This is a genomic window from Pseudoxanthomonas koreensis, assembly GCF_010093225.1.
Lineage (GTDB): Bacteria > Pseudomonadota > Gammaproteobacteria > Xanthomonadales > Xanthomonadaceae > Pseudoxanthomonas > Pseudoxanthomonas koreensis.
The window spans coordinates 1-20651 of sequence record NZ_PDWM01000010.1 but is presented as its reverse complement, the minus strand read 5'-3'; the positions used below and the strand labels follow the sequence as shown (position 1 = coordinate 20651).

Annotated in this window: 16 protein-coding genes and 1 tRNA gene; 7 read left to right on the top strand and 10 right to left on the bottom strand. The window is 69.6% G+C overall.

Going from position 1 to position 20651, the window contains the following annotated elements; translation table 11 throughout:
• Positions 1-20 precede the first annotated feature (20 nt).
• The 4 genes from CSC64_RS04775 to CSC64_RS04760 form a co-directional block, all read right to left on the bottom strand.
• A complete protein-coding gene (locus CSC64_RS04775) occupies positions 21-1514 on the bottom strand; it encodes an FAD-dependent oxidoreductase (protein ID WP_162434182.1) in 1494 nt (497 codons plus the stop codon).
• A complete protein-coding gene (gene gltB / locus CSC64_RS04770; protein WP_162434226.1) occupies positions 1511-5968 on the bottom strand; it encodes a glutamate synthase large subunit in 4458 nt (1485 codons plus the stop codon). Before gltB ends, CSC64_RS04775 begins: the two co-directional genes overlap by 4 nt.
• A gap of 377 nt (positions 5969-6345) precedes the next feature.
• A complete protein-coding gene (locus CSC64_RS04765) occupies positions 6346-6732 on the bottom strand; it encodes an I78 family peptidase inhibitor (RefSeq protein WP_162434181.1) in 387 nt (128 codons plus the stop codon).
• 237 nt (positions 6733-6969) lie between these two features.
• Complete coding sequence (locus CSC64_RS04760) at positions 6970-7302, bottom strand: hypothetical protein (protein ID WP_162434180.1); 333 nt, start codon at positions 7300-7302, stop codon at positions 6970-6972.
• Between the two features lie 189 nt (positions 7303-7491).
• Here CSC64_RS04760 and CSC64_RS04755 point away from each other — a divergent pair, with 189 nt between their 5' ends.
• The 4 genes from CSC64_RS04755 to CSC64_RS04740 all read left to right on the top strand — a co-directional run bounded on the left by CSC64_RS04755 (position 7492) and on the right by CSC64_RS04740 (position 10907).
• Complete coding sequence (locus CSC64_RS04755) at positions 7492-7764, top strand: hypothetical protein (protein WP_162434179.1); 273 nt, start codon at positions 7492-7494, stop codon at positions 7762-7764.
• Entirely contained in the window at positions 7764-8933 is a 1170-nt protein-coding gene (locus tag CSC64_RS04750) for a SagB/ThcOx family dehydrogenase (protein WP_162434178.1), read from the top strand. The genes CSC64_RS04755 and CSC64_RS04750 overlap by 1 nt, the downstream gene beginning before the upstream one ends.
• A complete protein-coding gene (amrS, locus tag CSC64_RS04745) occupies positions 8930-10084 on the top strand; it encodes an AmmeMemoRadiSam system radical SAM enzyme (protein ID WP_162434177.1) in 1155 nt (384 codons plus the stop codon). The genes CSC64_RS04750 and amrS overlap by 4 nt, the downstream gene beginning before the upstream one ends.
• A 76-nt stretch (positions 10085-10160) precedes the next feature.
• Positions 10161-10907 carry a phytanoyl-CoA dioxygenase family protein gene (locus CSC64_RS04740; RefSeq protein WP_162434176.1) on the top strand — a complete coding sequence of 249 codons (747 nt, stop codon included), beginning with the start codon at positions 10161-10163 and terminating at the stop codon, positions 10905-10907.
• A gap of 173 nt (positions 10908-11080) precedes the next feature.
• Here the strand turns inward: CSC64_RS04740 and kdsA are convergent, their stop codons facing one another.
• On the bottom strand, positions 11081-11932 hold the full coding sequence (kdsA, locus tag CSC64_RS04735) for a 3-deoxy-8-phosphooctulonate synthase (protein WP_162434175.1): 852 nt from the start codon (positions 11930-11932) through the stop codon (positions 11081-11083).
• A gap of 224 nt (positions 11933-12156) precedes the next feature.
• A complete protein-coding gene (locus tag CSC64_RS04730; RefSeq protein ID WP_162434225.1) occupies positions 12157-13563 on the bottom strand; it encodes a mannose-1-phosphate guanylyltransferase/mannose-6-phosphate isomerase in 1407 nt (468 codons plus the stop codon).
• A 96-nt stretch (positions 13564-13659) separates the two neighbouring features.
• Between CSC64_RS04730 and ubiA the strand changes: the two genes are divergently transcribed.
• The 3 genes from ubiA to CSC64_RS04715 all read left to right on the top strand — a co-directional run bounded on the left by ubiA (position 13660) and on the right by CSC64_RS04715 (position 17148).
• Complete coding sequence (ubiA, locus tag CSC64_RS04725; protein WP_162434174.1) at positions 13660-14568, top strand: 4-hydroxybenzoate octaprenyltransferase; 909 nt, start codon at positions 13660-13662, stop codon at positions 14566-14568.
• A gap of 308 nt (positions 14569-14876) precedes the next feature.
• Complete coding sequence (locus tag CSC64_RS04720; RefSeq protein WP_162434173.1) at positions 14877-16220, top strand: sugar MFS transporter; 1344 nt, start codon at positions 14877-14879, stop codon at positions 16218-16220.
• A 16-nt stretch (positions 16221-16236) separates the two neighbouring features.
• A complete protein-coding gene (locus tag CSC64_RS04715; protein ID WP_238389760.1) occupies positions 16237-17148 on the top strand; it encodes a carbohydrate kinase family protein in 912 nt (303 codons plus the stop codon).
• 45 nt (positions 17149-17193) lie between these two features.
• Here CSC64_RS04715 and CSC64_RS04710 read toward each other — a convergent pair whose 3' ends face one another.
• From CSC64_RS04710 to CSC64_RS04695, 4 genes are all read right to left on the bottom strand, one after another.
• Positions 17194-18534, bottom strand: a complete 1341-nt coding sequence (locus CSC64_RS04710; protein ID WP_162434172.1) for a type II toxin-antitoxin system HipA family toxin — start codon at positions 18532-18534, stop codon at positions 17194-17196.
• Between the two features lies 1 nt (position 18535).
• Positions 18536-18799 (bottom strand): helix-turn-helix domain-containing protein, encoded by a 264-nt coding sequence (locus CSC64_RS04705; RefSeq protein ID WP_162434171.1) that lies wholly within the window; start codon positions 18797-18799, stop codon positions 18536-18538.
• A 230-nt stretch (positions 18800-19029) separates the two neighbouring features.
• Positions 19030-19106 (bottom strand) — tRNA-Arg (locus CSC64_RS04700).
• 102 nt (positions 19107-19208) lie between these two features.
• Positions 19209-20384 carry an MraY family glycosyltransferase gene (locus tag CSC64_RS04695; protein ID WP_162434170.1) on the bottom strand — a complete coding sequence of 392 codons (1176 nt, stop codon included), beginning with the start codon at positions 20382-20384 and terminating at the stop codon, positions 19209-19211.
• Positions 20385-20651: the final 267 nt, after the last annotated feature.

Sequence of the window (20651 nt, the reverse complement as noted above, 5' to 3'; positions counted from 1 at the left end):
GACCATACAGGCCGCGCCGCTCAGGCTGCCGCCGGCTCCGTCGTCCGCGCCTGCGCCGCCAGCATCCCGGCGATGCTTTGCGCCGCATCGCGGCCCTCGGCCACCGCGGTCACCACCAGGTCCGCGCCGCGCACCGCATCGCCGCCGGCGAACACGCGCGGGTGGCTGGTCTGGTACGGCAGCCGGCCGGCGCCGCCGGTGACGATGCGGCCGTTCGGCGTACCCTCGATGCCCAGCGCCGCGGCCCACTCCGGCACTTCGGCCGCGAACCCGAACGCGATGATCACCACGTCGGCCTCGAGCACCGACTCGCTGCCTTCGATCGCCACCGCATTGCGCCGGCCGCGCGCGTCCGCATCGCCGAGCCGGGTCTCGACCACGCGCACGCCAATGACGCGGCCATCGGCATCGGCCTCGATCGCCAGCGGCTGGCGGTTGAACAGGAAGCGCACGCCTTCCTCGCGCGCGTTGCCGACCTCGCGTGCCGAACCGGGCATCGATGCCTCGTCGCGGCGGTAGGCGCAGGTGACCTTGCCGGCGCCCAGGCGGATGGCACTGCGCACGCAGTCCATGCCGGTATCGCCGCCGCCGAGCACGACCACGCGCTTGCCGGCCAGGTCGGGCAGCCTGATCGTGTCTTCCCAGCCGGCGATCGGCCGGCCCATGCTGGCGACATGCGCGGGGTCGTTGCCGGCGACGATGCGACCGTTCTGCACCAGGAACGGCAGCGCCGGCAGCACGCCCTCGGCGTCCTGGCCCGGCAGGCCGCCATCGGTATAGCGGTAGGCGCCGGTGCCGAGGAACACCGCGTCGTATTCCTCCAGCAGCTGCTCGACGGTGACGTCGCGGCCGACCTCCACGCCGAGGCGGAACTCGATGCCCATGCCTTCGAGCACTTCGCGGCGCTGTGCGATCACAGTCTTGTCGAGCTTGAAGGTGGGGATGCCGAACTGGAGCAGGCCGCCGATCTGTTCGTAGCGGTCGTAGACCACCGCCTGGATGCCGGCGCGCGCCAGCCGGTCGGCGCAGCCGATCCCGGCCGGACCGGCACCGACCACCGCCACGCGGCGGCCGGTCGGAACCACTTCGGACAGGTCCGGGCGCCAGCCCTGGGCGAAGGCGGTGTCGACGATGTACTTCTCCACCGCGCCGATGGTGACCGCGCCGAAGCCGTCGTTGAGCGTGCAGCTGCCCTCGCACAGGCGGTCCTGCGGGCAGACCCGCCCGCACACTTCGGGCAGCGGATTGGTCGAGTGGCACAGCTCGGCCGCCTCGAGGATGCGGTTCTCCTGCACCAGCTGCAGCCACTGCGGAATGGCGTTGTGCACCGGGCACTTCCAGCTGCAGTAGGGATTGCCGCAGTCCAGGCAGCGACCCGACTGGTGTGACGCCTCGGCGTGGCCGAACTTCCCGTACAGCTCGCCCCAGTCGCCCGAAGTGCGCAGCTCCACAGGAATGCGCCGTGGCATCTCCCGCGGCAGGTCAAGAAACTGGAATACCTGCTTGCGACTCATGCAGCCCTCCGCAGCGTATCGGCCAGCGATTCGATGCTTGCCGCCTTCGGCTTTACCAGCCAGAACTTGCCGACGTAGTCTCGGAACTCGTCCAGGATCTGCTGCGCCCAGATGCTGCCGGTGAGTTCGCGGTGGCGGCTGACGAGGCGGTGCAGGTGCTGGCGGTAGCTCTCGAAGCCTTCCGGCGAGATCCGGTGGATGTCGATCAGCTCGTGGTTGTAGCGGTCGACGAAGTCGCGGTCCTGGTCGAGCACGTAGGCCAGGCCGCCGGTGAAGCCGGCGCCGAAGTTCAGCCCGACCTTGCCCAGCACCAGGACGATGCCGCCGGTCATGTACTCGCAGCAGTGGTCGCCCGCGCCCTCGATCACCGCCAGCGCGCCGGAGTTGCGTACCGCGAAGCGCTCGCCGGCGCGGCCGGCGGCGAACAGCTCGCCACCGGTGGCCCCGTACAGGCAGGTGTTGCCCAGGATCGGCGTGCTGCGTGCTTCGTAGCGCGCCGCGCGCGGCGGGCGCAGCACCAGCCGGCCGCCGGCCATGCCCTTGCCGACGTAGTCGTTGGCCTCGCCTTCCAGCTCAAGCTGCAGGCCTCCGGCATTGAACGCACCGAAGCTCTGCCCGGAGGTGCCGCGGAAGCGCAGCGTGATCGGCGCCTCGTCCATGCCGTGGTTGCCGTGCGCCCGGGCGATCGTGCCGGACAGCCGCGCGCCGATGCTGCGGTCGGTGTTGTGGATCAGGTAGCGGTGCTCGCCGCCGGACTTGCCGGCGATCGCATCGGCCAGCTGGATGTCGAGCTGGGTGGCCAGGCTGTCGGGCGACTCGTACAGGCGCGCCGCTGCACAACGGCCGTCGTCGCGCGGGGCTGGATGCAGCAGCCGCGACAGGTCCAGGCGCACGCCTTCGCGCGGCGCCGCGTCGATCTGCCGCAGCAGGTCGGTACGGCCGACAATCTCGTCCAGCGAACGCGCGCCCAGCAGCGACAGCCAGCCGCGCACTTCCTCGGCCATCAGCCGGAAGAAGTTCTCCACCCGCTCCGGCAGCCCGGTGAAATGCTGCGAACGCAGCCGTTCGTCCTGGGTGGCCACGCCGGTGGCGCAGTTGTTGAGGTGGCAGATGCGCAGGTACTTGCAGCCCAGCACGATCATCGGCCCGGTGCCGAAGCCGAAGCTGTCGGCGCCCAGCAGCGCGGCCTTGACCACGTCCAGGCCGGTCTTCAGGCCGCCGTCGGTCTGCAGGATGGTGCGGTCGCGCAGGTCGTTGGCTACCAGCGCCTGGTGCGATTCGGCCAGGCCCAGTTCCCACGGCCCGCCGGCGTAGCGGATCGAGCTGATCGGCGAGGCGCCGGTGCCGCCGTCGTGGCCGGACACGGTGATCAGGTCGGCGCCGGCCTTGACCACGCCCGCGGCAATCGTGCCCACGCCGGCGTGCGAGACCAGCTTCACCGACACCAGCGCCTGCGGATTGACCTGCTTGAGGTCGTAGATCAGCTGCGCCAGGTCCTCGATCGAATAGATGTCGTGGTGCGGCGGCGGGCTGATCAGGCCGATGCCCGGGCGCGCGTAGCGCAGCCGTGCGATCAGCTCGTTGACCTTGTGCCCGGGCAGCTGGCCGCCTTCGCCGGGCTTGGCGCCCTGCGCGACCTTGATCTGCAGCACCTCGGCGTTGACCAGGTACTCGGGGGTGACGCCGAAGCGGCCGGAGGCGACCTGCTTGATCTTCGAGCGCTTTTCCGTGCCGTAACGCACCGGATCCTCGCCGCCTTCGCCGGAGTTGCTGCGTCCGCCCAGCCGGTTCATCGCGATCGCCAGCGCCTCGTGCGCCTCCGGCGACAGCGCGCCCAGCGAGATCGCGGCGGTGTCGAAGCGGCGCAGCAGGTCCGAGGCCGGCGCCACTTCGTCCAGTGGCGTCGGCGTCTCCGCCGGGCTCAATGCCAGCAGGTCGCGCAGCGCCGACGGCGGCCGCGAATGCACCGCCTCCGTATATGCATTCCAGTCCTCAGCCTCGCCCGTGCGCGTGGCGTGCTGCAGGGTCATCACCACGTCCGGGTTGTACATGTGGTACTCGCCGCCATGGACGTACTTGATCAGTCCGCCGATCTCCGGCTTCTCCAGTTCGTTCCAGGCCGCCGCCTGCAGCCCGCGCGCATCGCGGTCCAGGCGCTCGAAGCCGGCGCCGCCCACGCGCGAGGGCGTGCCGCCGAAGCACCGCTCGACCACCTCCTGCTCCAGGCCGACGATCTCGAACAGCTGCGCGCCGCGGTAGCTGGCGATGGTGGCGATGCCCATCTTCGAGATGATCTTGGACAGGCCCTTGTAGACGCCCTTGCGGTAGCTGCGCCCGACCTGGGCGACCTCGCCCTTCTTCAGCTGCAGGATGCCGCGTCGGCCCATGTCGAACAGGGTCTGGTAGGCCAGGTACGGATACACCGCGGTGGCGCCGTTGCCGAGCAGGCAGGCCATGTGGTGCGCGTCGCGCGCGGTGCCGGTCTCGATCACCAGGTTGGCGTCGCAGCGCAGCCCCGCCCTGCACAGGTGGTGGTGGACCGCGCCGGTGGCCAGCAGCGCATGCACCATCGGCCGTTCCGGCACCGGGTAGCGGTCGGACAGCAGCAGCATGACCATGCCGTCGCGCACGGCCTGCTCGGCCTCGCGGCAGATCCGCGCGATGCCGGCCTCCAGTCCCTCTTCGATCGCGTAGGACAGGTCGATCAGCCGGTTCTTCTGCGCGTACTGCGGCATCACCATCAGCTGGCGCAGCTTGCGTTGCGAAAGCACCGGCGAGTTGAGCAGGATGTGGTTCACCGTCTCCGGGCCGGCGTGGAAGATGTTGGTCTCCCGGCCCAGCTGGGTCGCCAGCGACATCACGCAGTCTTCGCGCAGCGGGTCGATCGGCGGGTTGGTCACCTGCGCGAAGGCCTGGCGGAAGTAGTCGTACAGCGGCCGGTTGCGCCGGCTGAGCACCGCCATCGGCGTGTCGTCGCCCATCGAGCCGGTGGCTTCCTGCTCGGTCTCGGCCATCGGCCGCAGCACCAGCTCGATCTCCTCGGAGGTGAGCTGGAACAGCTTGTGGTAGCTGCGCAGGGTCTTCTCGTCGAACGGCTCCTCGGCCAGCGACGGATCGATCAGTTCGGTCTGCAGGTAGGTCACGCCCTGCTGCAGCCACTGCTTGTACGGCGCGCGGCCGCGGTTGATCCGGTCCACCGCCTCGGAGTCGAGCAGGTCGCCGCGCTTGAGGTCGATGGCGACCATCTCGCCCGGGCCGAGCTTGCCCTTGCGCACGATGCGTTCGGTCGGCACTTCCCACACGCCCGCCTCGCTGGCGACGATGAAGTGGCGGTCGGAGGTCAGCAGCCCGCGCGAAGGCCGCAGGCCGTTGCGGTCCAGGGTGCACGCAGCGTAGCGCGCATCCATGGTGACGATCCCGGCCGGGCCGTCCCACGGTTCGGTGTTGAGGCCGTAGAACTCGTAGAACGCGGCCAGGTCCGGGTCCTTGAACTCCAGCGACTGGGTCGCCGGCGGCACCAGGATGCGCAGCGCCTGGATCAGTTCCATGCCGCCGGAGACCAGCAGCTCGAGCATGTTGTCCAGGCTCTGCGAGTCCGAGCCGTGCATCGACACGATCGGCTGCAGTTCGGCGACGTCGAACTTCGGCGTCTTCCACACCTGGCCGCGGGCCTGCGCCCAGCGGCGGTTGCCCTCGATGGTGTTGATCTCGCCGTTGTGCGCGAGCATCCGGAACGGATGCGCCAGCGGCCAGCGCGGCAGGGTGTTGGTGGAGAAGCGCTGGTGGAACACCACCGCGCTGGAGGCCAGGTCCGGGCGTTGCAGGTCCAGGTAGAAGCCGGTGAGCTTGTCCGGCAGGACCATTCCCTTGTAGCCGATGGAATGGGAGGACAGGGTCACGACGTAGTAGTCGGTCATGTCGCGCAGCTGCTGCTCGCTGCGGCGGCGAGCCAGGAACAGCGCCAGGTTGAAGCTTTCCTCGTCCTGCCCGGCGCCGGCCTGGACGTAGATCTGTTCGATTGCAGGCAGTGTCTGCCTGGCCAGCTCCCCACAGACACGCGTGTCTGTGGGTGGCGTGCGCCAGCCCAGGATGCTGAGGCCGGCCCTCCGCAGCTCGTGCTCGAGGGTTTCGCGGCAGCGCTGCGCCAGTGCCACCTCGTCGGGCAGGAACACCAGGCCGGAAGCGAACAGGGCGCCGTCGCCCACGGCGATGCCGGCCTCGCCGGCCATCGCGCGCAGGTAGGGCACCGGTTTGCGGATCAGCAGGCCGCAACCGTCGCCGGTCAGTCCATCGGCGGCGACGCCGCCACGGTGGGTCATGCGCGACAGCGCGGCGATCGCGGTGTCGACGAGGGCGCGCGAAGGCTGGTCGTCGAGCTGGGCGATCATGCCGAAGCCGCAGGCATCGCGTTCGGAGTTCGGGTCGTAGAGCCCGTGGCGGTTGCGGGGGGCCATCTGCATCTCGAAACATGCATGCCGGGCGCTGTTTCCCGGACGCGAGGGAAGGCGACACCGCACCGGTTTCATTCGAAACGGGCGCTGCCAGAATGTCACCGGAAGCCCGACTAGACCACAAGTGCTGCACTGCCGCAACAGGCGTACGGCCCACAAAAAAGATGCATCCGAAACCGTCCCGCGAACGGGGATGCCCCCTGTAGGAGCCCGCATGAGGGCGACCCCAGGTGGCAGGAACGCAGCCCCGTTCAACGCGACCGATCCGGAAGCGATGCGTTGAACGCAGCGCCTTCAGCGGGATCGGGTCGCCCCCTGAAGTGGGCTCCTACAGATGGATGCCGGTCACGCCCGTAGCGGCCGCCCGGCAGTACACCACCTCAGCCGCAGCGCAGCGCCACGATCTTCCGCTCCCCATCGACCTCGATGTTCAACCGCTCGCCGTCGAACTCCATGGTCACCATCTGCCCCGGCTCGAGCACGCGCACGCTCTTCGCGCCGGCGTCGACACGGGCCTGCTCGGCAGTGGACTCTTCCAGCACCTGGCCGACCAGCCCTTGCACCTGGGTGTCGTCGCACTCCAGCGGCGGCGCGGCGGCGCCCGTGCCTTCGGGTGGAGTGGCCGCCGACTCCGCGGCCTGCTGCGCGTCGGCGAGCGCCTGCTCCTGTTCGGCGCCATCGTCTTCCGGCGCGGTGCCGGCGGAGCAGGCGCAGAGTGCGGTGGCCAGGGCGAGCGGCAGCAGGGTGCGGAGCAGGTGCGTTTGCATCGGCGGTTTCCGGAGGACAGAGGCGCCGAGATTGCCGCAGCCCGCATTCGGGAGTCGTTAACCGCGCTGCGCACAGCCCTGCCTTGAGCGGATGGGGGTCCGCCTCGTCCGGGTGCGACGCATCGAACGTGCCCATCGGCGCGCCGCGGCGGCCTGTCGCGTACCCGGAACCCGGCGGATGCGCGACGCCCGGTCTGGCGCGGTCGACGCCGGCCAGCTGACGGACGCACCGCGCCCTCAGCCGCAATGCATCCCCGTGATGGCGTTGTTGCGGCCGGTTTCGATGGTCAGGCGCGGTCCGCCGGAAGTGGCCTCCACTGGCGTGCTGGCCCCGCCCGTGCGCTTGTCGGCCCCGCGCACGACCTGCACCTCGTTACTGTCGCTGTCGATCCGCGCGCGCTGGACCGTGGCATCGGACGCGGCCAGGCCCACCGCACCGCGGGCCATGCCGGTGTGGCACTGGCCGGAGATCAGCCCGTCGATCGGCTGGACCCCGGCGATCTGCGGCCCGGCGCAACCGGCGAGCAGGCCGGTGGCTAGGGCGAGGCTGCAGAGGATCGTGCGGGACATGGGACGGCTCCGTCGGAAGGGGCGTCCAGCCTGTCGCGGCCGGCGTTGGCACCGGATGAAGAAGTGGCGGGGAGTTCCGGGCCGACGGGATGGATGCCGCTGGTCGGGCCGGTGGCCCGGTGCTGCCCATTCATGCGTTCGGTTTGAGGTACGCAACCCAAGCACGGACCGTCCCCAAGGAGCATCGCCATGCAACACGACGCCAGCCACTCGGCCATTCGCAAGCTGGAAGCGTTCTACACGGGCCTGGAACCGGACGAGCGCAAGGTCATCGCCCTGATCATCGGTTCTTCGCTGCAGCGCGCGGCGCGAGCCCAGGCCGAACGTGACTGGCTGGCGTCCGGCGAAGGGCTGCTGGCATTGATCACGCCGCAGCTGGCTCCGAACATCGTCGCGGAACTGGGCACCTACGTCGCCGGCCAAGCGGCTCCGATGCTGACTGAAAAGAGGCCGTTGCGCTGATGACCTTCGCGGCGGCCAGTCCGGTGTGCCGTGCCGCCGATCAGGTTTCCGTCGACATGATCCTGCCATCGGGCATGGTTGTGGCCGATTCGCGTTTCGATTGTCCGGCGCCGGCGCGATCCGCGCCGCCTGCGCCCACAGGCCAGTGGGTGCTCACGCCCGGTGTCATCGCGCGCCTGCACGACGATCGCCTGACCCTGGCGTTCGACGTCCTGCCCGATGCGGTGGGCCGCGACCATGGCCGGGTCGTCGTATCGCGGACGCGGCGTACGGTGGAAATCGAGGGTGACGCCCGATGCCTGGACACGTGGCTGGATGCTTGGGCGCAGGGCATTGATCCGGAGGCCATGGGCCTGCGCTGGGGCGAACTGGCGCGCGTGGTCACCCAGGACCTGATCGGCTGGGAGGCACTGACGCCGGCGGAAGGGGCGCGTCCGCGGCAGGCGCACGCCTGGTCGATGCGCGGTGCCGGCGCGCAGACCCTGCTGACCCCCGATCGGCTCGCGGCGCTGACCTTCGATCCACCCGGCCGGATCGCCGATGGCGCGTGGCTGCCGCTGGCTGCGCCGGACGCGTTGCCGGACGACTCGTTGTCGTCCGCCCTGCGCCATCGGCGCTCGCCGACCCGCTATGCCGGACGGCCCGTGTCGCTGGAGCAACTGGGGCAATGGCTGGGTCGCGCCTGTGGCATCACCGGCGAGCTGGCGTGGGGCGAGAGGCGGCTGGGCCTGCGTGCCTATCCGTCGCCGGGTGCGTTGTATGGCGTGGACGTGTGCGTCATCGCGCATCGGGTCGATGGCCTCGAGACGGGCGCCTACCGGTACGACCCGGCCCGGCACGCATTGCAACGCGTGCATGGCCGTGCGATCGATCCGGCCGATCTCTGCCTGCCCGATACCCGCCCGATCGCCGCTGGCGCGGCGGCATTCATTGCACTGACCATCCGCTTGTCGAGGGTCACGCCAAAGTATGCTGACGTGTCGTACCGGATCCTGATGGCCGAAGCCGGTTGCATCGTCCAGAACCTGCTGCTGGTGGCGCAGGCGCAGGGACTGTCGGCCGGCCCGTTCACCGGCGTTTTTGACGCACTGGTCGACCAGGCCATCGAGACGGACGGGACGCAGGAACATTTCGTCCTCGGGGTTCTGCTTGGACATGGCGCGCCATGAGCGTGGTTCCGGTTCCGACGCGGCTCGAGGCGGACGACACCGCGGTCGCGACCCAGCTCGACGCGGCGACACGCCCGGACAGCACGCTGGCGCGCATGCGCGACGATGGGCGGGTGCAATGCATCGCCTGCGCCCATCGCTGCGTGATACCCCCGGGGCGACGCGGCGCCTGCAAGGTCCGCTTCAACCGCGACGGCCTGCTGCACGTACCGTGGGGCTACGCCGGCAGCCTGCAGATCAATCCGATCGAGCAGGCGCCCTTCATGCATGCGCATGCCGGCGAGGACGTACTGACCCTGGGCATGCTGGGCTGCAACCTGCGCTGCAGCTATTGCCAGAATTGGCACCTGTCGCAGGTGCTGCGCGACGTCGAAGCGCCGGAACGGCCGACCGCGGTGTCGGCCGAGGAAATCGTCGCCACGGCGCACGGGCGCGGTATCCGCGTGCTGCTGAGTTCGCTCAACGAGCCCCTGATCACGGCCGAGTGGGCGGTGGAGCTATTCGCCCGTGCCAAGGCCGCCGGCATGACCACCGGCATCGTCTCCAGCGGCTACGCCACGCCGGAGGTCCTGGATTTCCTGCGTCCGCACGTCGACCTGGTCAAGATCGACCTGAAGACGCTGTCGCCGCAACGCTACCGTTCGCTCGGAGCGCACCTGCAGCCGGTGCTGGACACCCTGCGCATGGTCGCCGAGCGCGGTTTCTGGCTGGAATTGGTCACGCTGGTCGTCCCGGGTTGGAACGACAGCGAGGACGAGTTGCGCGGTGCCGCACGCGCGATCGCGTCGGTGTCGCCCGACATTCCATGGACCCTGTGGAACTTCCACCGCGATTACCGCATGCGTGGCGGCTCGGACGCCGGCGCGGCCGACGTCGTACGCGCGGCGTCGATCGGTCGCGCTGAGGGGTTGCGATATACCTATGCGGGCGTGCAGCCGGGCCGGGTCGGTGACTTCGAGAACACCCGTTGCCCGGGGTGCGGGACGGCGGTGGTCGAGCGCATGGGCTACCAGGTCACTGGCTACGCGCTGGACGCGGCAGGGCAATGCGCGGCCTGCGCCACGCGGGTGCCCGGACGATGGTCGCCGCAGGGTGCGGTGGTGCGGCCGGCGGGACTGTGGTTCGAGCGCCAGCCGCAGCGCTTCGTCTGAGGCGGCCATGCGCATTGCGCCACGCCTTGGATATGAGGGTCCGCCGCCGCTGGAGCCGGGGTGGATTGCCCAGGCCATGCAGCAGCTGGCGCAGTTGGGCTATGTGGTGCTGCCCGGGGTCGTGGATCCGGCGGCGCTGGATGCGCTGCGGCTCCAGCTCGAGCAGGACACGGCGGTATTGGCTGAGCGCGTGGACTGGGCGGCGGAAGCGAACGCCTATGGCCATTTGCCCCAGGCGATGCCGCCGCAGGCACGGCACATCCACCGCTCGATCGTGGCCAACCCGCAGGTAGTGCAGGTCACGCACGCGATGCTCGGCGCCGGCGTCCACCAGCACTTCTATACGTGCAACACCAACATGCCAGGAAGCGGCTTCCAGGTCCTGCACCGCGATGCACCGAATGTCGGCAACGACGTGGTCCATCCGTTCGTGTCGGTCATCGTCAACGTGCCGCTGGTCGACGTGGATGAAGGCAACGGTGCCATCGAACTGTGGCCCGGCACGCACCGCATCCCCGGGTCCACGCGCATCGACGCACAGGCGCAATGCGCGCGGGCCGACGTCGTGGCGCCTGTCCGGATCCGCAGCAGGCAAGGCGACGTGCTGTTGCGCGACCCGCGCCTGTGGCATCGCGGCATGCCCAACCTGTCGTCGGCCAACAGGCATATGATCGCGATGGTGCACAGCCGATGGTACTACCAGCCCGGCACCACCCTGCCCGTGACCCTGGACGCGGTGCACGCCTTCGACGATCCGGTGTTGACCACCCGTGTCCATGTCGTGCCGGGCGATCACGACTATCTCGCCGCGACCCTGCGCTGACAGTCGATTCCCAATGCGCAGCCCCGGGCATTCCAGGCGAGTACCAATACCGCCGGCGGCGTCCGCGGTTGGCGCTGTCGAATAGGCCGGCACCTGGCCCATGAGTCCGTTATCGCCCGTCGCGATTCCGGCGATCTCGGGTCGCGCGCAAGACGGGCCCCTGCAAAGGGGCGTCAGCGGATCGACAGCGGCTCAAACCCCTTCACCAGCTCGTCGATCGCCTTGACCTGGGCCAGGAACGGCTCCAGCACCGCCAGCGGCAGCGCGCTGGGCCCGTCGCAGCGGGCGTTGTCCGGATCCGGGTGCGCCTCCAGGAACAGCCCGGCCAGTCCCACCGCCATGCCGGCCCGCGCCAGTTCCGCCACCTGCCGCCGCCGCCCGCCCGAGGCCGCCGCGCCGGCTTCGCGCCGCTGCAGGCTGTGGGTCACGTCGAAGATCGCCGGCAGCCCGCCGGTGGCCTCGACCATCTCGCGAAAGCCGAGCATGTCCACCACCAGGTTGTCGTAGCCGAACTGCGCCCCGCGCTCGCACAGGATGATCCGCTCGTTGCCCGCCTCGCGGATCTTCTCGGCGATGTTCTTCATCTGGGTGGGGCTGAGGAACTGCGGCTTCTTGATGTTCACCGCCCGCCCGGTGGATGCGATCGCATGGACCAGGTCGGTCTGCCGGGCCAGGAACGCCGGGATCTGCAGCACGTCCACCACCTCGGCCACCGGCGCGGCCTGGGCCGGCTCGTGCACATCGGTGATCACCGGCACCCCGAAGCGCGCCTTCACCTCCTGGAAGATGCGCAGCCCCTCCTCCATCCCCACCCCGCGGTAGGAGCGGATCGAGGAACGGTTGGCCTTGTCGTAGGAGGCCTTGAATACGAACGGGATGCCCAGCCTGCCGGTCACCTCCACGTACTTCGCCGCGGCGGACAGGGTCGAGTCCAGGTCCTCCAGCACGTTGAGCCCGCCGAACAGCACGAACGGAGCATCGTTGGCGACGCGGACGCGGTCATCGATCTGGACGGACACGCTCATGGAAAACCCCAAGCACAGAACAGGCCCCGATTATGACCCCCGCCCCCCACTTGTAGGAGCCCACTTCAGGGGGCGACCCGAAGGAGTCCGGCGCAGCGATGTTCAACGCGGCCCATCCGCAGCCGTCGCGTTGAGCGCGGCGCCCTCACAGGTGCACCAGGTCGCCCCCTGAAGTGGGCTCCTACAGGGGCAGGCGGGTCGTGTGCGGGGATCCCGGATCGGGTTCACCCTCGCCCGTACACATCCTCGAAGCGGACGATGTCGTCCTCGCCCAGGTAGCTGCCGGACTGCACCTCGATCAGCTCCAGCGGCACCTTGCCCGGGTTGCGCAGGCGGTGGGTCACGCCCAGCGGAATGTAGGTGCTCTGGTTCTCCGACAGCAACAGCACTTCCTCGCCGCGGGTCACCTCGGCGGTGCCGCTGACCACGATCCAGTGCTCGGCGCGATGGTGGTGCATCTGCAGGCTCAGCGCCGCTCCGGGATTGACCGTGATCCGCTTGACCTGGAAGCGCTCGCCCATGTCGATCGAGTCGTACGCGCCCCACGGCCGGTAGACCTTCCGGTGCAGGGTCGGCTCCGGGCGCCCCTCGGCCTTGAGCCGGGCCACCACCGCCTTGACCTCCTGCACGCGGTCCTTGTGCGCCACCAGCAGCGAGTCGTCGGTGTCCACCACCACCACGTCGCGCAGCCCGATCATCGCCACCAGGCGGCCGTCGCCCCAGGCCAGGGTGTCGCGGCAGTCCAGCGCGATCACGTCGCCGTGGTGGGCGTTGCCGTCGCCGTCCTGCTCGGCCACTTCCCACAGCGCCGACCAGCTGCCTACGTCGTTCCAGCCCACGGCGATCGGCAGCACCGCCGCGTCGGCGGTCTTTTCCATCACCGCGTAGTCGATCGAATCGGACGGGCAGGCGGCGAAGGCATCCTTGTCCAGGCGCACGAAGTCCGCATCGCGCTTCGCGCCCTCGAACGCGGCGCGGCACGCGGCCAGCATCGCCGGCGCGTGCCGTTCCAGCTCGGCCAGGTAGCGCGAAGCCTTGAACAGGAACATGCCGCTGTTCCAGAAGTATTCGCCCGAGGCGACGTAGCCCTCGGCCGTGGCCGCGTCGGGCTTTTCGACGAAACGCTCGACCGCGAGGACGGCCGCCGCGCCCTGCCCGGCCGCGGCCTTGATGTAGCCGTAGCCGGTCTCCGGGCCGGTGGGCACGATGCCGAAGGTGACCAGCCTGCCCGCCGTCGCGGCCGGGGCGGCGGTGGCGACCGCGGCACGGAACGCGATCGCATCGGCGACCACGTGGTCCGAAGGCAGCACCAGCAGCAGCGGATCCTCGCCGCCGGCGGTGGCCTGCAGCGCGGCCACGGCGATCGCCGGGGCGGTGTTGCGGCCCACCGGTTCGAGCAGGATCGCCGCCGGCGTGCAGCCGGCTTCGCGCAGTTGCTCGGCGACCATGAAGCGGTGGTCCTCGTTGGCCACCACCAGCGGCGCGCCCGTGGCCAGCGGCGCGACCCGGTTCCAGGTGGCCTGGAGCATGGTGTCGCTGCCGGCCAGCGGCAGGAACTGCTTGGGGTAGGCCTCGCGCGAGAGCGGCCAGAGGCGGGTGCCGGACCCGCCGGAAAGGATGACGGGGATCAGGCAAAGCCTCGATGGCGATCAGCCCCCAAGAGTACCAGCCACTATCGCCGGGGCGGGGCGGGGCGGCGCGGGCGACGATGGCTTAACCTTCGCACCATGGCTTACGAACGTTTCGAATCCCCGTACCGGGCGCCGCTGCCGCGCTGGCGCGAGCGCCTGGGGCAGTACTGGAAGCTGTGCCGTGGCGACCGTCCGATCGGGGTGCTGCTGCTGTTGTGGCCGACCTGGTGGGCGCTTTGGCTGGCCGCCGGGGGCGTGCCGCCGCTGTGGATGCTGTTTGTGTTCACCGCCGGGGTGTGGCTGACCCGCTCGGCCGGTTGCGTGATCAACGACTACGCCGACCGCTGGCTCGACCCACAGGTCGAGCGCACGAAGGCGCGGCCGCTGGCCACGGGCGCGGTATCCGGGCGCGAGGCGCTGGCGGTGTTCGCGGTGCTGATGCTGGTGGCGTTCGCGCTGGTGCTGACCCTGAACCGGCTGACCGTGTGGCTGAGCTTCGCCGGCCTGTTCCTGGCCGCGACCTATCCCTACCTCAAGCGCCACACCTATCTGCCGCAGGTGTACCTGGGCATGGCCTTCGGCTGGGGCATCCCGATGGCCTTCGCCGCGGTCCAGGGCACGGTGCCGCCGCTGGCCTGGCTGCTCTACTGCACCAACATCCTCTGGGCCACCGCCTACGACACCTGGTACGCGATGGTCGACCGCGAGGACGACATCCGCGCCGGTTCGAAATCCACCGCGATCCTGTTCGGCGACCTGGACCTGGTGGTGCAGGGGATCCTGTATGCGCTGGTGCTGCTGGGGCTGGCGCTGGTCGGGCGGCAAGCGCAGCTGGGGCTGTATTACTGGATAGCGCTGGGCGCGGCCGCGGTGCTGGTGGGGTACGAGTTCTGGCTCGCACGCCGGCGTGAGCGTGGGCCGTGCTTCCGGGCCTTCCTGCACAACAACTGGATCGGCGCGGCGATGTTCGCCGGCATCGCGTTGCATTACGCGCTGGCGAGCTGACTGCGTGGCTCTTTTTGTAGGAGCCCGCATGAGGGCGACCCCCGGTCGTCGGAACACACGGCGGTGAACGCGGCGATCCGGATGCGTCGCGTTGACCGCCGCCCCTTCCAGCGGCGTCGGGTCGCCCTCATGCGGGCTCCTACAGAAAAGCAACGAAGATTTCGGGCGACGAGGCCGGCGGCCGTGCTGCGATGCGGGATGAAGCGGGGGGCGACAATGGATAACGTTACCTGCGGCCTGCCGCGCCCTGCGTGGGCATCATCGGAACGGACGCGGCGACCGTATCGCCGCCACTGAGGAGCGGCAAGATGCAAGTTTCGGGACCCCAGGAATCCGCCTTCGGCACCATCGCTGCCGGCGCGTCGGCGACCGGCGCGACCACCACCGGCCCCGCGGGCTCGCGCCTGTTGCCGCTGGTCATCACCCTGTTCTTCGCCTGGGGCTTCTGCACGGTGCTGGTCGACGTGCTCATCCCCAAGCTCAAGGCCACGTTCTCACTGAACTACGCCGAGGCGATGCTGACCCAGTTCTGCTTCTTCCTGGCGTACTTCATCGTCTCGATCCCGGCCGGGCTGCTGGTCAGCCGGATCGGCTACATGCGCGGCATAGTGATTGGCCTGGTGATCATGGCCGGCGGCTGCCTGATGTTTTCGCCGGCCGCGTCGATGGGCTTCTACCCGGCGTTCCTGGCCGCGCTGTTCGTGCTGGCCGGCGGCATCACCATCGTCCAGGTGGCGGCCAACCCGCTGGCCGCGGGGCTGGGCGATCCGGCACGCGCGCACAGCCGGCTGACCCTGGCGCAGGCGTTCAACTCGTTCGGCACCATGATCGGCCCGCTGTTCGGCTCGGCGCTGATCCTCGCTGCGGGCGTGGCCGAGCCGACTCCGGGCATGGATGAAGTGGCGCTGGCCGCGTTCCGGGTCGAGCAGGCCAGCCACGTGCGCTTGCCGTACATGATCATCGCCGGCGTGCTGCTGGTGCTGGCCGCGCTGTGCTGGTGGCTGCGCCGCGCGCCGGTGCCGGCGGTGCGCGCGGTCGGCCACGGCGACTACCTGCGCCTGCTGCGCATCCCCCGGCTGAGCCTGGGCGCGCTGTCGATCTTCCTGTACGTGGGCGCCGAAGTGGCGATCGGCAGCGCGCTGGTGAACTACCTGATCATGGCCGGTGCGGTCGGCTCCGAACATGCGGCCGGCAACCTGATCGCGGTGTACTGGGGCCTGGCCATGGTCGGCCGCTTCATCGGCGCGTGGGTGCTGCGCTTCGTGCCGCCGGGCGTGGTGCTGGCGGTGTGCGCGCTGTGCGCCGGTGGCCTGGCCCTGCTGGCGGCGACCACCCTGGAAGGCGTGCCGGCGGCGGTGGCGATCCTGTCGATCGGCCTGTTCAACTCGGTGATGTTCCCGACCATCTTCACCCTGTCCATCGACGGACTGGGCGAAGACACCCCGGGCGGCTCGGGCATCCTCTGCCTTGCCATCGTCGGAGGCGCGATCGTGCCGCTGCTGACCGGCCTGGCCGCCGACCGCATCGGCCTGGCGCTGGCGCTGCTGGTGCCGGCGGTGTGCTACGCGTGGATCGCCTGCTACGGGTTGCTGGTGCGGTCGCGCGTGTTGGCGCCGCCGGTGGCCGCCGCGCCCGCCGCCGGGGAAGCCTGAGCCGGACGCGACGGTCGTGACCGGCGCAGCGGACGCACTGCCACGCCTGGTCGTGTTCGGCGAAGCGCTGACCGACCTGGTCCGCAGCGGCGAGGACAGTTGGCGCAGCATCGCCGGCGGCGCCTGCTGGAACGTGGCGCGGGTGGCGGCGACGCTCGGCGTGCCTACCGGATGGGGCGGTGCGGTCAGCGACGACCTGTTCGGCCGCGAGATCATCGACCTCTCACGCGCCGCCGGCCTGGACCCGCGCTTCTGGCAGGTAGTGGCGAAAGCGCCGCTGGTCGCGGTGGTCCACCAGCTGGACCCACCGCGGTACTTCTTCCTCGGCAACGACAGCGCCGACCTGGCCTTCGATCCCTCGCGCCTGCCCGAAGGCTGGGAACGCGCCTGCGAACTGGCCCACTTCGGCGGCATCAGCCTGGTGCGGCAGCCGCTGGGCGCGCGCCTGGTCGCGATCGCTGAAGCCCTGCACGCCGCCGGCGTCCCGGTCAGCTTCGACCCGAACTGCCGCAACCTGATGGACGCCACCTACCCGCCGCTGTTCGAGCGCATGGCCGCACTGGCGACGGTGCTGAAGCTGTCCGACGAGGACCTGTGCCACGTCTATCCGGCGCTGGCCACCGAGGACGCCCTCGCACGCGTGCGCGCGCTGGCCCCGGCCGCGACCCTGCTGTACACGCGCGGCGGCGATGGCATGACCGCGTACCGCGGCGACGAACGGATCGAGCAGCCCGCATTCGAAGTGGCGGTGGCCGACACCGTCGGCGCCGGCGACGCGTTCGTCGGCGGCTATCTCGCCAGCCTGCTGCAGCGCCCGGCGGCGTCGCTGGTGGAACATGTCCGCTTCGCCGCCGCCGCCGCGGCCGCCGCCTGCACCCACGCCGGCGCCCACGCACCGACTACGAGTGAGGTCCAGGCTCTTCTATAGGAGTCGCGGGGAACAATGGTGCGCCGGAGGAATTCGACGCACGGATCATGGCGACATGGCTGCCAGTGCTGCTGCGGATTTCTCCAGCCCTCCCAGGAGGGTGTTGGCCACATGGTCGGAGAACCCGGCTGGAAGTTCGGCAGCCACCTGGGCGATCGCGGCAGGCGTGCGGGCGAGGATTTCCCCGATCAGGGACTCGGCATCGGCCCCGTAGTTGACGATCCGGGCAGTGCTGTTGAAATGCCGCCGCTGGATGTTGTGCATCCTGTAGTGCCTGTTCTTGCCCAGCAGCGCCATGGACAGCTTGACCGAGAACGGGGACCACTGGGCAGGTCCATCCCCAAGCACGGGATAGCTCGACATGACGTCATACATCGGGGTCAGCCGATACCGGCCACGTGCCAGCAGTTCGATGCTGAAATTCTTGGCATGGCCATCGGGAGCACGCAGGAGCCAGAACAGGATCTGCGAGGCCATCAGCGTGCGCATGTCGTCCTCGGGACGCTCGGATCCGGCCAGGGTGGCGAACAGGTCCTTCAAACCCGGCCCGCCATCGCTCTCGTACTTGAGCAGCGGCGAGAGCCCTGCCACCTGGCAGAAGTCTTCCTGCATCAGGCGCAGCAGCCAGGATCCATCCGATGACGGCCGCCGGTCGAAACGCTCCACGACCAGTACGCGCTGCTGGCCGAAGGTGGCGATCTCCGCGTTGGCGGCAGGCAGGCCGTAAGCCTTCAGCAGCCGCAGGCACAGCCATTCGTTGTCCACCGATGTGGTCATGTCGGCGTTCTTGTTGCCGACCAGGCCCAGTGGCAGTTTGAAGATATGCGTGGTGGGCGTGGCACCACGGGGCACATGCCAGGCGCCGTTCCAGCGCAGGAGGGCGGTTTTTTCCTGCGCGCCGGCCAGCGACATCCGGAAGTCGTCGTCCGGATCCTGATGCCCGGCGAATCCCCTCGAGGTTACCGCCCCGATCAGGTGGCGTTCGACGTCCTCTTCGGACAGCGGCACGCCTTCAACCCGGTCCAGACCCTGGGGCCAGTCGCCGTCGGGAAGGATCTGGAGGGCGCCCACGCAATCCCGTCCGACGGCCTGGAGCAGGTCGAATGGATCCACCGAGCCGGTGGCGAAGCGCTCGGCGATGCGCCGCCGGATCGCATCGCTGTCCGGCAGCAGGTTGTCGAAGTAGTTGGCGACAGCCTGGCCCTTGATGGCCTGGCCGTGCAGGTTGAATGGCAGGGAGAGCGAGAGCGGGCGTCCGCGCGCGTCGTCGACCCATGCTTCGTCGTATCGCAGCTCCATGTCCCCGCGGGTGGGAATGGTCCACCGACCGACATGGACGCCATTGGCCCAGAGGGTCAGGCTGCGGCTGTGCGAGGGTCGCCCCATGTCACCAGTCCTCGCCCGGGGCGGCGGCAGCCTTCGCTTTGCCGCGCGTCCCGATCGTCAGTTCCAGGCCGAGCACCGCGCATACCCGCAGCAACTGCCCGACGTTGATCTCGGCAGCGTGTTTCTCCAGGTAGGAGATCCGGGATTGGCTCATGCCAACGCGCTCGGCCAGCTGCGTCTGGGTGAGCCGTTGCGCCTTGCGCGCGGACCGCAGGATCGTCCCGAGTTGCCGTGGATCGATCAGGGGGTGGGCAGGACCAGGCATGACGAGTACCCGCTATGCAGATAAACACAGAATAGCTGTTTTTCGAATATACACTGATTACCTGCAATGCAACTAATTTCGGTTAAGGGCCCGCAAGGCCCTTCAGGGCGAACGCATCATCCTCGGCCACGGACGGGCGCCACCGACAGCGGGGCGGAGTGCACCCGTGCGGGGGCGCGGGGCCGCCCCTGAAACGACAAACCCCCCGCCGCTGGCGAGGGGTCTGTACATGGCGCGCCCGGAGGGATTCGAACCCCCGACCAATGGCTTCGGAAGCCACTACTCTATCCGGCTGAGCTACGGGCGCGCGGCCGGGCATTGTAGCGGAAATCGTTCGTCCCGAACCCTGGCGACGGCCTGCTGCCCGACCGGAGCGCCGGGTCGGCGCGCCTGCGGCCGCCGCCTGCGCTCAGCCGCCCTTGCTCTCCAGCCCCGGCTCGCCGCAATCCACGGCCGGCTCCATGATCGCCTCCGCGCCGGCCTTGGCCCCCGCACGCTCGCGCACAACCGCCAGCCCGCGATGCATCGCAGCAAAAAACGCGCACGCGCGTTCGCGCTTCAGCGTGAGTACGCACCAGGCCGTGCAGGCCAGCAGGAACAGCCCCAGCAGCAGCGGGTTGGGCACGTCCAGGCGCATGGCCTGCCCGACGGCCAGCCCGGTCAGCAGGCTGAAGGCGGTGAGGGTCAACGCCACCTGCAGGGTGCTGAAGCCGGCATCGCGCATCAGGTGGTGGATGTGGTCGCGGTCGGCCGAGAACGGCGAGCGGCGTTGGCGGATGCGGCGCACGATCAGCACCAGGCAGTCGATCACCGGGATCGGGATCAGCCACAGCGCCAGCACCGGATTGACCGGGTGGCCGTCGTTCTGGGTCAGGCGGAACACGATCCAGGCGATCGAGTAGCCCAGAAACGCGCTGCCGGCGTTGCCCAGGAACACCCGTGCCCGCGACCGCCACGGCAGCGGGAAGTTGTGCAGCAGGAAGCCCAGGGTCGCGCCGAAGATGGCCGCGGCGACGAAGGCCACGCCATCGTTGCCCGCGTACCAGGCCGCCGCGGCCAGCATCGCCAGGGCCGCGGCCACCAGCGAGCCGGCGATGCCGTCGGCGCCGTCGATCATGTTGATGGCGTTGATCAGGCCGACCGTGGCGAACACGGTGAACGGCACCGACAGCACCCCCAGCGAAAGGTCGGGCAACCCGAACGCCGGGCCCAGCTGCTCGATCCGCACCCCGCCCAGGTAGACCATCAGCAGCGCTGCGACCACCTGGGCCAAGATCCGCCACCACCAGCGCAGGTCGTGGTGGTCGTCCAGCAGCCCGACCAGCAGCAGCAGGCCGGCGCCCAGCAGGTAGGCCAGCTTGCCCAAGGTCATCGGCAGCGGCACCAGCGCGAACAGCAGCAGCAGCGACAGTGCGATGCCCAGCCCGCCGGTGACCGGCGTCGGCGCCGCATGGTCCTTGCGTCCTTTCGGATGGTCGAGCAGGCCGAAACGGTGGGCCAGCGGCTGCAGCAGCCAGATCATCGCCCAGGCGACCAGTGCGGTGGCGAAGACGCCCAGCGCTACCAGTACCGGTTCACCGATCAACGACAGAATCGCACCTTCCCCCCTGTCCAACATCCGCACCCCCCAAGTGCAGTACCACGTGCGGCTGGAAGGCTCTCTTCCGAACCTAAGCGTGCTGTTCTGTGACGTATGTCGCCAACTTGCGACAAACGGCACTGTACCCAGCCCGCATGACAGCTTCAAGCAAAGCCGCGCAACGCCCCGCGGAGCCGGGATTGCCCGGCTACCCCCGCCCGATTGCCCGGGGAACCGGACGGCGGCAGCAGCGGGGCAAGCCCCGCTCTACGG